Origin of the sequence: Micromonospora fluostatini (genome assembly GCF_050410825.1) — a bacterium.
GTDB lineage: Bacteria > Actinomycetota > Actinomycetes > Mycobacteriales > Micromonosporaceae > Micromonospora > Micromonospora rosaria.
The window spans coordinates 6,805,778-6,817,809 of the sequence record NZ_CP191251.1; the positions used below are offsets into that span (position 1 = coordinate 6,805,778).

Consider the following 12,032-nt stretch of genomic DNA (forward strand, 5'->3'; position numbering starts at 1 on the left):
CGGCGGGGGCCGGTTCCCGTCGTACCTCGGGGTCAGTTGGTGTTGAAGTTGACCCAGTTGAAGTTGAACAGGGCGCTGGTCGGCCCGCCCTCGACGCCCCGGAAGACGAAGTAGAGCTTGTGCGAGCCGGCCGGCTGGTTCACCGCGACGTCCGTGCTGGCGAACGCGTTGTTACCGGTGGTGGCGTTCAGGGTCGCCGTGCCCACCAGGGGACCGTCGGGCGCGTCCAGTCGAAGCTCGACCTGGGCCCGGGGCTGACCGGCCGTGGCGGCCGAACCACCGGAGTGCCGCAGGGTGACCGAGGTGACCCCACCCAGGTTGATCGGGTCCATCGCGATGTGGTCGCCCGGGTCGATGCCGTTGACGTGCTGGCCGCCACCGGTGTCGGCGGTGTTGGCCACGCCCACGCCCTGCTTGATCTGGGCGAACTCGGCCTGCTGACGGAAGAGCTGGATGATCGTCTGGCCGGTGCCGCTCAGGGGGCCCTGGCCGCCGCCACCGAGGTCGGTGTAGGAGGCGCTGAGCCCGCCGTAGAGGTAGCTACCGGCGTGGTCGGCCCCGTCGGCCGGGGTCGGGATGGTGCCGGTGCAGCCGGTCACCGAGCCGTCCGGGTGGCCGTGGTCGTCGTGGCCGAGGACGAAGGTGACGGTGACCCGCGAGCAGTCGATCGTCCCGTCCTCGGGGTCGGTCACGGTGACCACGTACGGGACCTCGTCACCCCAGTTGAACAGGGTGCCCGGGATCGGCGAGGTGACGGTCACCGTCGGGGCGGTGTTGCCGACCGTGATCTGCCGGGTCAGCACCGCGGTCTTGCCGCTGGAGTCGGTCACCGTCAACCGGGCGGTGTAGGTGCCGTTCTCGGTGTAGGTGAACGAGGTGACCGGGTCGGCCGAGTCGACGGTGCCGTCGCTGGTGAAGTCCCAGGCGAAGGAGATCGACTCACCCGGGTCCGGGTCGTAGCTGGCGGTCGCGTCGAAGTTGACCGTCAGCGGGGCCTGGCCCGAGGTGGGGCTGGCCTGCAGGTCGGCCACCGGGGCCCGGGTGCCCTTGACGTACCGGATCACCGAGAGCTGGGCCTCCGGGTTGGCCCGGAAGAAGCCCTTGCCGTACTCCAGGACGTAGAGGGACCCGTCCGGGCCGAACTCCATGTCCATCGGGCTGCTGAAGGGGGTGTTCGGGACGAAGGACTCGACGTCGAAGAGCCGGTCCCGCCCGTTGGTCCGCATCATGAAGAACTTGTCGCGGGTGAACTCACCGAAGACCACGGCGTTGTCGTAGTACTCGGGGAACTTGACCTCGGACTCCAGGTCCTTGTCGTACTTGTAGATCGGGCCGCCCATCGGGCCGACGCCGCCGGTGCCGATCACCGGCCACTTGAAGTCACAGGCCTGGGCCGGGGTCTGCAGGTACGCCTCGGGGCACGGGGTGGTGCCGTTGAAGGTGTACCAGAACTGCACCGGCTCGACCTTCGGCAGCTCCCGCAGACCCGTGTTGCGCGGCGAGTCGTTGATCGGCGCGGCGCAGTCGAAGGCACCCTTCGGGGTACGGGTGGCGAAGTCGAAGTCGATGTACGGCTGGTCCGGGGTGTTGCAGTACGGCCAGCCGTAGTTGCCGGCCTTGTTGGTGGCGATCCACCGGCCGGTGCCCTCCGGGCCACGGTCCGGGTGGGGGAGCCGGGCGTCCGGCGAGTAGTCACCGATGTAGACGAAGCCCTCGTCGGAGACGTCGAACCGGAAGGGGTTGCGCAGACCCATCAGGAAGATCTCCGGGCGGGTCTTCTCGGTGCCCTCGGGGAAGAGGTTGCCGCGCGGGATGCTGTACGTCCCGTCGTCCTTCATCTTGATCCGCAGGACCTTGCCCCGCAGGTCGTTGGTGTTGCCCGAGGAGCGCTGGGCGTCGTACGCCGGGCCCTGGGTGGGCATCTCCAGGATCGGGGTGTACTGGTCCGACCCGCTGGCGTTGGTGTCGTCACCGGTGACCAGGTAGAGCAGGCCCTTGCCGTCGAACCGGATCTCGCCGGCCACGTGGCAGCAGGCGCCCCGGTCGACGTCCACCCGCAGGATCTGCTGCTCGGTGGTCAGGTCCAGGCGGGGGGTCGGGTCCTCGACGAACTTCACCCGGGAGAGCTGGTTCCAGCCCTTGTAGGCGTCCCAGGTGGTGGGGTCGTTCGAGGTGGCCGGCGCGGTGCCCTCGTTGGTGCCCGGGATCTTCGGGGCGTAGTAGATGTAGACCCACTTGTCCGTGGCGAAGTCCGGGCCGATGGTGACGTACTGGAGGCCGTCCTCGTCGTGGGTGTACACCGGGACGGTGGTGATCACCGGGCTGGCGCCGGTGGCCGGGTCGTAGAGCCGGACCTCACCACCCCGGGTGCTGTGCAGCACCCGGCCGTCCGGGAGCACCGACAGGTTCATCGGCTCGCCGGGCTCGTCGTTGAGGGTGACCTTCTCGTAGTTGGCCCACACGGTGGCGCCGCAGTCGCCCTCGACCACGCCGGCAGCCCAGCGGATACCGCCGAGGATCTGCTTGCGGAAGGGGTTGTACCGGAAGGTGTCGCCGGTGTGGCCCAGGCCGGTGTAGAACGAGCGCCCGCCCTGGTAGTCCTGGCACCAGGTGATCGGGTGGTCGAAGCCCATCGAGCCACCGGTGTAGGTGGACTCGTCCAGGGTGGCCAGCACGTGCGCCTTGCCCCGGACGTTGGTGGAGAAGTTGTACCACTGGTCGGTGTGCTGGAGCTGACGCGGCAGGGTCTCGGTGGCCGGGTGGGCCCGGTCCGCCACGTCGATGATGGCCTGGGTCACCGAGGACTTGCCGGTGGCCTTCGCCCCGATCAGGTCCTGGTAGAACTGCCAGTCCGGCTCGGTCTCGGCGGCGGAGTGGATGCCGACGAAGCCACCACCGGTCTTGATGTACTCCTCGAAGGCGGCCTCCTGGGCCGAGTCGAGGATGTCGCCGCTGGTGTTGAGGAAGACGATCGCCCGGTACTTCACCAGCTCGTCGGCGGTGAAGAGGGTGGCGTCCTCGCTCACGGTCACGTCGAAACCGTTGTTCTTGCCCAGGTTCCGCAGCAGCAGCGAGCCGTCCTTGATGGACTCGCGGCGCTCACCGGCGGTCTTGGTGAAGACCAGGACGTCGAAGCTCTCCGGCTCCCGGACGTCGGAGCGCAGGGCGGCCGGGCCGTTCTCGGCGGCGACCATGTCCTCGGCCGGGGTGTCCAGCTCCGGGTTGGCGGCGGCAGCGGTGGGGGGTACGAGCGAGACGGCGAGTGTGAGGCCAGCGGCGATGGCGAGCCATCGTCGGCCGGTCTTGAGTTTCATGGTTCCTCCGGTGGTCGGCAGGCGCGCGTGAGCACCGGGCGTCATGCCGGTGGCGCGGGTGCGAGGGGGTGAACCTGGAAGGGCGACCCGGGCCGCCGCCGCGCGGAAACGGGTCGGTGCCCGCGCGCGTGCCGCCGATCGGCGCGCGGGTCGTCACCGGCCGGTGGGTGCCGGCCGGGCTACCCGGACGGGGGCCGGCGGGTGCCGGCCCCCGTCGGGAGATCACTTGGGCAGGTAGATGGTGAGGTCCGAGAGGTTCTGGTAGCTCTGCGCCGCGATGGCGAGGGACTGGCCCCGGTTCTCGTTGCCGCCGGGGGCGGTGTCCATCTCCCAGTTGGCGCTGCGGAAGTGCCGCTCGCCGATGGTCTGGAAGAACTGCTGGAAGTTGATGTCACCCTCCCCGAACGGGGTCATCTCGTGCCCGTTGGTCAGGTCGGGGCGGCGGGCACCGTCCTTGGCGTGGAACAGCGGGAACCGGCGGGACCGGTCGGCCACGGTGAGGATCGGGTCGAAGAGGCTGGTCTTCTCGACCCCGTTCGGGTTGATGAACTTCTGGTGCTTGAACCGGGCCACGTAGGCCCAGTAGATGTCCATCTCGAAGAAGACGTACCGGGGGTCGGTCTGCCCGAAGAAGTACTCCAGCCGGCGGATACCGGAGGAGCGGGTCTGCTGGCCGGCCGCGTTGCGGGGGCCCGAGTCGATGAGGAAGTTGTACTCCGCGTCGTGGTTGTGCGTGTACAGCCGCATGCCACGGGTGCGGGCCTGGCGACCCAGCTCGTTCCAGATGTCGGCGGCGGCGTCCCAGTCGGACTTGTAGGCGCTGTTGGTCGGGGCGCTGCCGGTGCCGAGGTTCTTCATGCCCAGCGTCTCGGCGATGTCGAGCTGCTGCTGGAAGGTGCTCGGGTTGATGGTGACGTGGCAGCCGTTGGCGACCAGGCCGTTGTCGTCCAGGATCTTGCGGATCTCGGCCGGGGTGATCTGCCGGCCCAGGATCTCGGTGCTCTGGGTGAAGCCGGCGAACTCGATCTCCTTGTAGCCGATCTCGGCGAGGCGGGCGAGGACCCGCTCGAAGCCGTACGGCACGCCGCTGTCGTCGGGCGCGGCGGAGATCCGGTCCCGGACCGAGTAGAGGATGATGCCCCGGTTCGTCTCGGGGATCAGCGGGGCGACGCGCAGGTTGCTGCTGCCGGCGTCCGGGTCGCTGCCGGCCTTGGCGGCGCCGAGGGCGGGCGCGGCGGTGCCGAGCACCGGCAGGCCGACCGCGCCGATCGCGGCGGCGGCACCGGCCGAGGCCGCGAGCAGCTTGCGCCGGCTGAGCCGCCCGTCGGCGGTCTGGGTGAGGGGGTCGTGGGAGAGCTGGGGCTCCGGCATTGCTGCACCTTCCAGACGGCGTACGCCGTCGAGCGTCCGTGACGGCGGGTGCCGTCGAGGGTGAACACCAGGTGTTGCGACGGACACGGTGGCGCCGCCGAAGCGCCGTCGCGATCCCCCGGAGATCCGGTGAGGACCGGTGGTCCGTGGAACGGGTCAGAGGTGGTGGTCTGGTCCACGCCGCCGCCACGGGTGGACGCGTGCCGCCCCCCTGGGGGGAGGGGCGACCGGGTCGCTGGGCCAAGGTCGTCGTAGCGCGTACGGGAGGACTGTTGCGTCCGCGTTACATCTTGGGGACAGACCTTAACTTCGGGGTGACGCCAAAAGAAAGCATCCGTCGGATCAAACTTTTGTCTTTTTCGACGAAAGCCTGGTGGCGGGAGATGGTGGATGCGGAGGAGTGCCGCGAATCGGCCCGGTGCGTCGACGGCAGGGACGCCAGGTCACCGGCGGGCACGCCGGCACCGGGAGTGTCGTTGTCGGACTCGACCTCGGGATCACCGGCCGCGCGGGCCTGGCGCGGCCCGCCGGTCGCCTAGGCTGACCCGGTACGGGCGCAAGGCGCCGTTGTGTGCTGTCACGGGAGGATCCATGGGTTTTGCGCGGCCCGACGTCCGGCTCGGTGTCACCCTGCTGCTGGCCGGGGCCCTGGTGCTCGGCGGCTGTGACGCGGCACCGGAGCGGGACGCGCAGCGGTCGGCGACGCCGGCCCCGGCGCGTGAGTTCGGGCCCGGTGCCCCCGGCGCCGGCGACGACTACTTCCCCACCTACGGCAACGGGGGCTACGACGTCGGGAAGTACACCGTGAAGGTCCGCTACGACCCGGCGACCGACCAGCTCAGCGGCGTCACCACCGTGCAGGCCACGGCCACCGCCAACCTGTCGTCGTTCAACCTGGACCTGGCCGGCCTGACCGTCCGGACGGTCACCGTGGACGGTGCCGAGGCCCGGCACAGCCACACGGACGGCGAACTGACCGTCACCCCCGCCACCGGGCTGGCCGACGGCAACGGCTTCGTCGCCGAGATCACGTACGCGGGGAAGCCGGAGCCGACCGGCACCGAGATCCTCGGCGAGGGCGGGTGGCTGCACACCGCCGACGGTGCCATCGCGCTCGGCCAGCCGGAGTCGGCCAGCACCTGGTTCCCCGTCAACGACCACCCCTCGGACAAGGCGACGTACGACTTCGAGATCACCGTGCCGGAGGGGCTGACCGCGGTCAGCAACGGCGTGCCGCAGGGCCGCGGCAGCGCCGACGGCTGGACCAGCTGGAAGTGGGCCGAGCGGGTGCCGATGGCCAGCTACCTGAGCACCGTGGTGATCGGCAGGTTCCGGGTGACCACCGGTGAACACAAGGGCCGACCGGTCTACCACGCGGTCAGCACCGACCTGCCGAAGGGACCGGCCGACGAGTCGATCGCCGCCACCGTGCGGGTCGCCGACTACCTGGAGACCGTCTTCGGTCCGTACCCCGTCGGGGCGTACGGCGGGGTGGCCATCGCCGACGACCGGATCCGGTACGCGCTGGAGACGCAGAGCCGCCCGGTGTACGGGGCGAGCTTCTTCAGCGGCGGGGTGAACACCGAGGTCGTCGCGCACGAACTGGCCCACCAGTGGTTCGGCAACAGCGTGGCGCTGACGAAGTGGGAGGACATCTGGCTCAACGAGGGCTTCGCCACGTACGCCGAGTGGCTCTGGAACGAGCACGACGGCGGGCCCAGCGTGCAGCAGGCGTTCGACACCCACTACGCCGGGGTGGCCGCCGAGGTCTGGCAGACGCCGCCGGGGCGGCCGGGCCCGCAGAACCTGTTCAGCACGTCGGTGTACCAGCGGGGCGGGATGACCGTGCACGCGCTGCGGCTGGCCGTCGGCGACGAGGCGTTCTTCCGGATCCTCAAGGCGTGGCCGGCGCAGAAGCGCGACGCCAACGGCACCACCGCGGACTTCGTGGCGCTGGCCGAGAAGACCTCCGGCAAGCAACTCGACGCCCTCTTCGACGCCTGGCTCTACGGCACCGACAAGCCCCCCACCCCCCGCCGCCTGTAAGGAAGGGCCCCCTCTTAACGCATACGGTAGAGAAGGGCTCCCTTCTCACCGGCGACGCGGAGCTCGGGGTGGTCGGCGAGCCACGCCTCGGCCCGGCCGGCGCGCAGCTTTGTGACGAACCGCCGGCCCACGGAGGTGACCTGCTCGCCCCGGTACCCGGTGCCCCGGCCCACCGAGGCGCCGGGCAGGCCGACCAGGGTCAGGTCCGTCACCCGCAGGCCCCCGAGGGCGTACGCGACGTCGACGATGCGGGGGCCGCCCGAGCGGACGAGCATGTCGCCGAGGGCGGCGACGACCTGCTGCACCCGCGCTCCGGCCGGCGGGCCAGGTCCTGGTCGAGGATCCTGCCGACCAGCGCCCGGACGGGTTGCTGCTGGTGGCGCTGCCGGGTGTAGTCGCCACCGCGCAGGTGCCACCGCCGGGCGTAGTCGAGCGCCTGCCAGCCGGTGCAGTGCCGCTGCCCCTTCTCGTACACCATCTGCGGCCCGACGTACCCGCCCGGCCCGGTGAGGGTGGCCACCGGCGGCGGGGTGGGACTGGGCGTGACCACCGGGGCGGCCGGGACACCGGTGGGCTCGCCCCCTTCCCCCGAACGCATCGATGATCCCGCGTACCCCCGTACCCGTGAAAGGAGGGGCCCCTTGTTAACGCCTGGAGTAGAGAGGGGTTCCCCTCTCACCAGGGCACGCCGGGTACGCCACCCGCGCCCGGCCGCCGGCGTGACTGTGGGTAGGCTTTCTGCACATGAGCACGCCTCGTCCCGTCCTCGTGGTGGACTTCGGAGCCCAGTACGCCCAGCTCATCGCGCGCCGGGTACGGGAGGCGAAGGTCTACTCGGAAATCGTCCCGCACACCATGCCGGTCGCCGAGATGCTGGCCAAGGAGCCGGCCGCGATCATCCTCTCCGGTGGCCCGTCCAGCGTCTACGCGCCCGGCGCCCCGCAGGTCGACGCCGGGATGTTCACCGCCGACGTGCCGGTCTTCGGCATCTGCTACGGCTTCCAGGCGATGGCCCTGGCGCTCGGCGGCACGGTCGCCCGCACCGGGAACCGGGAGTACGGCGGCACCCCGCTGCACCCGCGCGCCGAGGCCGGGGTGCTGCTCCGCGACCTCCCGGCCGACCTGCCGGTCTGGATGAGCCACGGCGACTGCGTCACCGAGGCCCCGGCGGGGTTCACGGTGACCGCCGAGTCGGCCGGTGCCCCGGTCGCCGCCTTCGAGGACGTCGTCGGTCGTCGGGCCGGGGTGCAGTTCCACCCCGAGGTCGGGCACACCGCGCACGGCCAGGAGATGCTCACCCGCTTCCTGTACGACATCGCGGGCATCGAGCCGACCTGGACGCCGGAGAACATCATCGACGAGCAGGTCGAGCGGATCCGGGCGCAGGTCGGCGACAAGGAGGTCATCTGCGGCCTCTCCGGCGGGGTGGACTCCGCGGTCGCCGCCGCGCTGGTGCACAAGGCGGTCGGTGACCAGCTCACCTGCGTCTTCGTCGACCACGGCCTGCTGCGCGCCGGCGAGGCCGAGCAGGTGGAGAAGGACTACGTCGCGGCCACCGGGATCAAGCTGAAGGTGGTCGACGCGGCCGACCGGTTCCTCGACGCGTTGGCCGGGGTGACCGACCCGGAGCAGAAGCGGAAGATCATCGGCCGGGAGTTCATCCGGGTCTTCGAGGCCGCCGCCCGGGAGGTCGCCGCGCACGGCGACGTCGAGTTCCTGGTGCAGGGCACCCTCTACCCTGACGTGGTGGAGTCCGGCGGTGGCACCGGCACCGCCAACATCAAGAGTCACCACAACGTCGGCGGGCTCCCGGAGGACCTGAAGTTCGCCCTGGTCGAGCCGCTGCGCACGCTCTTCAAGGACGAGGTCCGCGCGCTCGGCCTCCAGTTGGGCCTGCCCGAGGCGATGGTCTGGCGGCACCCGTTCCCCGGCCCCGGGCTGGCAATCCGGATCATCGGCGCGGTCGACCGGGAGCGGCTCGACCTGCTCCGCAAGGCCGACCTGATCGCCCGCGAGGAGCTGACCGCCGCCGGCCTGGACCGGGGCGTCTGGCAGTTCCCGGTGGTGCTCCTGGCCGACGTGCGCAGCGTCGGGGTGCAGGGTGACGGGCGCAGCTACGGGCATCCCGTGGTGCTGCGCCCGGTCTCCAGCGAGGACGCGATGACCGCCGACTGGTCGCGGCTGCCCTACGAGGTGATCGCCCGGATCTCCACCCGGATCACCAACGAGGTCGCCGAGGTCAACCGGGTCGTCCTGGACGTGACCAGCAAGCCGCCGGGCACCATCGAGTGGGAGTGACGCCGGGCGTCCGGCTCACCCGGCGACCGGCCCCGCCGCCCCCCGCTCCCCGCCGGGCGCACCCGGTCCCGCCGAATCCGGCCCGTCCTGCGCGGCGGGAGCGGTCGGCCCGACCTGCGGAACGGGAGCGGTCGGCTCGGCCTGCGGGCCCGGCCCAGCCGCCCCGGCCTGCCCAGCGGGTGCGGTCGGCTCGGCCTGCGGGACCGGCCCGCCGGGCTGGCTCGGCGTGGTCGGTCCGGCCGGCGGGGTGGGCCCGGTGGACAGGTTCGTCGGCCAGGCCGGGTGGGGCGAGGCCGGGGGGTACCCCGAGGGGTACTGTCCCGGTTGCGGTGGGTGCGGCCAGGCCGGGGCGCCGGCCGGTTCCTCGGGCATGAGGAACCAGAGCACCGGGTACGCGAGGGCCGCGAGACCACCGGTGAGGATCGTCGCCACGGCGAAGACCACCCGGACCAGCGTCGGGTCCACGGCGAAGTAGCGGCCGAGGCCGCTGGCCACCCCGGCGACCATCCGGTCGGTGGTCGGGCGGCGGAGTTGCTTGTACGGGGCCTGGGATGGGTACGGGGACGTCATGTCTCCACGGTGCGCGGAACGGGGCCGGGCCGGCCTCGGTGACCGCCCGGATTCCGACCCTGACCCGACCCGGACACCTCGGCCCCGACCCGGACGTCTCGGCGCTTACCCTGAATGATCTCGCTTGCCGAGCCTTGAGTCAGGAATCCGACTCTTTTCCGCCGCAGTAACGCCATCCGGGGAGAATTTCCCCCCGTGACCACCATGCTGGAGCCGCTACGCAGGATCGCGGCATACGCAGTTTGTGCTGATTCAGTCGGCCGGGTGTTGCTGGTCCGCGCATCGGAGCGCTCCGGCACCCCCGGCACGTGGTCGTTGCCCGGCGGCGCCGTCGACCACGGCGAGGACCCCAACCACACCGTCGTCCGCGAGACGGCGGCGGAGACCGGCCTCTCGGTGGCCGTCTCCGGCCTGGCCGACGTGCTGGCCGACATGCGGGCCCTGGCCGAGCGCGGGATCACCATCCACACCGACCGCCTCATCTACCGGGTCTCGGTACGCGGCGGCACGCTCACCGACCGGGTGGACCGGCCGACCGACCTGGCCCGCTGGTACACCCTCGACGAGGCGCGCGCCCTGCCGCTGCGCTCGTTCACCGCCCGGGCCCTCGGGCTGCCCACCTCCTCGGCCGACGTGGTGCCCGACGAGGCCCCCGAGTTCCCCTCCTTCTACGCCGTGCCCGGCCCGGACGGGCTGCACCGGGCGCAGCGCTTCGCCGCGTACGCGGTGGCCACCGATCCGGAGGGCCGGGTGCTGCTCACCCGGGTCTCCGACGGCTACCCCGGCGCGGGCTGCTGGCACCTGCCCGGCGGCGGTACCGACTACGGCGAGCAGCCGGGCGCCGCCCTGATCCGGGAACTGGTCGAGGAGACCGGACAGACCGGACGCCTGGTCGAACTGCTCGGCGTGGCCAGCCACCGGGACGCCGCCTCGCTCGGCCCGGAGGGGTACCCGATCGACTGGCACGGCGTCCGGGCCTTCTACCGGGTGATGGTCGACCAGCCGGCCCCGCCCACCGTCGCCGACGTCGGCGGCTCCACCTGCGAGGCGCGCTGGTTCGCCCGGGAGGAGTTGGGCGCCCTGCCGACCGACCGGCTCACCGAGGTCACCGCCGAGGCGGTGCAGGCGGCCCAGCTCGCCTGACCCTGGCCTCCCTCCCCGCCCGTCCCCACCCTCCCCGCTCGTCGGGCAGGGGGCCGACCGGCCGGCGTACCAGCCCGACTCTGGTTAGCCTCATGATCGACGAGGCGGGACGGGCGGGGAGGGTCACATCGTGGGTGCGCGGCGGCGGATCGGGGCGTACGGGCTGTGTCGGGACGGCGACCGGGTGCTCCTGGTACGCGGGTCGGCGCGGTCGGCCTTCCCCGGTGCCTGGCAGCTTCCCGGCGGCGGGCTGCGGCACGCCGAGCACCCGGCGCACGCGATGGCGCGCAGGTTCGTCGCCGAGACCGGGCTCGCCGTCGAGCCGACCAATCTGCGGGTCGCCGTCGCGGACGTGCTGCACCTGGCCGGTGACACCCTGCACACCGACCGGCTGGTCTTCGACGTCACGGTGCGCTCCGGTGCGCTCCGGGCCGAGGCGGACGGCGGCACCGACGAGGTGGCCTGGCTGAGCCTGGCCGAGGCGGCCCGACTGCCGCTGACGCCCGTCACCGCCGAGGTGCTCGGGCTGCCGGTCACGCCGCTGTCCGCCACGGTGCCGGCACCCCCGGCGGAGGGCCCGGCGTCGGCCGACCGGGGGCAGCGGTTCGCGGCGTACGGGCTGGTCACCGACCCGGCCGGGCGGCTGCTGCTCACCCTGATCGCCGAGGGGTACCCCGGGGGTGGGCTGTGGCACCTGCCCGGCGGCGGGACCGACCCCGGCGAACAGCCGGTCGCCGGCCTGCTGCGGGAACTGGTCGAGGAGACCGGTCAACTCGGTCGGGTGGTGGACCTGCTGGGCGTGGACAACCTGCACAACCCGGCGGCGATGGGCCCGGAGGGGCGACCGATGGACTGGCACAACGTCCGGGTGGTCTACCGGGTGCTGGTCGACGTGCCGACCGCGGCGGTGGTGACCGAGGCGGCGGGCGGGTCCACCGCCCGGGCCGCCTGGTTCGCCCCCGACCGGGTCGCCGAGCTGCCATTGACCGAGGTCGCGGCCGACGTGACCGGGCGGTACCGGGCATAGCGCGCACCCGACAGGCCGCTCCGGTCCGACTCCGGTAGAGTCGGTAGGTGAGGTTGGTGCGCCAAGTGGGTGTTAGCGCGCCAATGAGCGGTTGATGTGGAAAGAGGCGCAGCCGTCACAGATGACGGCAAGGGCCGTAGTCGGGAATAAGAGGGCGGTTTGCGCGGTTCACGGGAGATATAGGACCGCCGGCAGCTATCGCCAAGCCCCGTTCCCCTGTGCAATTGTGTACTCCGCGAAACGGCTGCCGGGCCAGAAGCGGT

Annotated in this window: 9 protein-coding genes; 4 read left to right on the forward strand and 5 right to left on the reverse strand. The window is 71.8% G+C overall.

Going from position 1 to position 12,032, the window contains the following annotated elements:
- Positions 1-32 precede the first annotated feature (32 nt).
- Both ACQUFX_RS30480 and ACQUFX_RS30485 read right to left on the reverse strand, forming a co-directional pair.
- Positions 33-3,314, reverse strand: coding sequence for a ThuA domain-containing protein (locus ACQUFX_RS30480; protein WP_428963586.1), 3,282 nt, complete (start codon positions 3,312-3,314; stop codon positions 33-35).
- A 222-nt stretch (positions 3,315-3,536) separates the two neighbouring features.
- Complete coding sequence (locus ACQUFX_RS30485; protein WP_428963587.1) at positions 3,537-4,685, reverse strand: sugar phosphate isomerase/epimerase family protein; 1,149 nt, start codon at positions 4,683-4,685, stop codon at positions 3,537-3,539.
- 591 nt (positions 4,686-5,276) lie between these two features.
- On the opposite strand from ACQUFX_RS30485, the gene ACQUFX_RS30490 reads away from it, so the two are divergent.
- Entirely contained in the window at positions 5,277-6,731 is a 1,455-nt protein-coding gene (locus ACQUFX_RS30490) for a M1 family metallopeptidase (RefSeq protein ID WP_428963588.1), read from the forward strand.
- 14 nt (positions 6,732-6,745) lie between these two features.
- On the opposite strand, the gene ACQUFX_RS30495 is transcribed toward ACQUFX_RS30490, so the two are convergent.
- Positions 6,746-6,943: a hypothetical protein gene (locus tag ACQUFX_RS30495; protein ID WP_428963589.1), complete on the reverse strand. Its 198-nt coding sequence runs from the start codon at positions 6,941-6,943 to the stop codon at positions 6,746-6,748.
- Positions 6,940-7,329: an LCP family glycopolymer transferase gene (locus tag ACQUFX_RS30500; RefSeq protein WP_428963590.1), complete on the reverse strand. Its 390-nt coding sequence runs from the start codon at positions 7,327-7,329 to the stop codon at positions 6,940-6,942. Before ACQUFX_RS30500 ends, ACQUFX_RS30495 begins: the two co-directional genes overlap by 4 nt.
- Before the next feature lie 146 nt (positions 7,330-7,475).
- On the opposite strand from ACQUFX_RS30500, the gene guaA reads away from it, so the two are divergent.
- Entirely contained in the window at positions 7,476-9,029 is a 1,554-nt protein-coding gene (gene guaA / locus ACQUFX_RS30505) for a glutamine-hydrolyzing GMP synthase (RefSeq protein ID WP_428963591.1), read from the forward strand.
- A 15-nt stretch (positions 9,030-9,044) separates the two neighbouring features.
- Here guaA and ACQUFX_RS30510 read toward each other — a convergent pair whose 3' ends face one another.
- Positions 9,045-9,599 carry a PspC domain-containing protein gene (locus ACQUFX_RS30510; protein ID WP_428963592.1) on the reverse strand — a complete coding sequence of 185 codons (555 nt, stop codon included), beginning with the start codon at positions 9,597-9,599 and terminating at the stop codon, positions 9,045-9,047.
- A 195-nt stretch (positions 9,600-9,794) separates the two neighbouring features.
- Here ACQUFX_RS30510 and ACQUFX_RS30515 point away from each other — a divergent pair, with 195 nt between their 5' ends.
- Together ACQUFX_RS30515 and ACQUFX_RS30520 are read left to right on the forward strand one after the other, a co-directional pair.
- A complete protein-coding gene (locus tag ACQUFX_RS30515; protein WP_428963593.1) occupies positions 9,795-10,742 on the forward strand; it encodes an NUDIX hydrolase in 948 nt (315 codons plus the stop codon).
- 130 nt (positions 10,743-10,872) lie between these two features.
- Complete coding sequence (locus ACQUFX_RS30520; protein WP_428963594.1) at positions 10,873-11,769, forward strand: NUDIX hydrolase; 897 nt, start codon at positions 10,873-10,875, stop codon at positions 11,767-11,769.
- Positions 11,770-12,032 lie beyond the last annotated feature (263 nt).

Coding starts and splice junctions, on each gene's coding strand:
- ACQUFX_RS30480 (WP_428963586.1), bottom strand. CDS start 3,314: ATGAAACTCAAGACCGGCCGACGATGGCTCGCCATCGCCGCTGGCCTC.
- guaA (WP_428963591.1), top strand. CDS start 7,476: ATGAGCACGCCTCGTCCCGTCCTCGTGGTGGACTTCGGAGCCCAGTAC.
- ACQUFX_RS30500 (WP_428963590.1), bottom strand. CDS start 7,329: ATGCGTTCGGGGGAAGGGGGCGAGCCCACCGGTGTCCCGGCCGCCCCG.
- ACQUFX_RS30490 (WP_428963588.1), top strand. CDS start 5,277: ATGGGTTTTGCGCGGCCCGACGTCCGGCTCGGTGTCACCCTGCTGCTG.
- ACQUFX_RS30485 (WP_428963587.1), bottom strand. CDS start 4,685: ATGCCGGAGCCCCAGCTCTCCCACGACCCCCTCACCCAGACCGCCGAC.
- ACQUFX_RS30510 (WP_428963592.1), bottom strand. CDS start 9,599: ATGACGTCCCCGTACCCATCCCAGGCCCCGTACAAGCAACTCCGCCGC.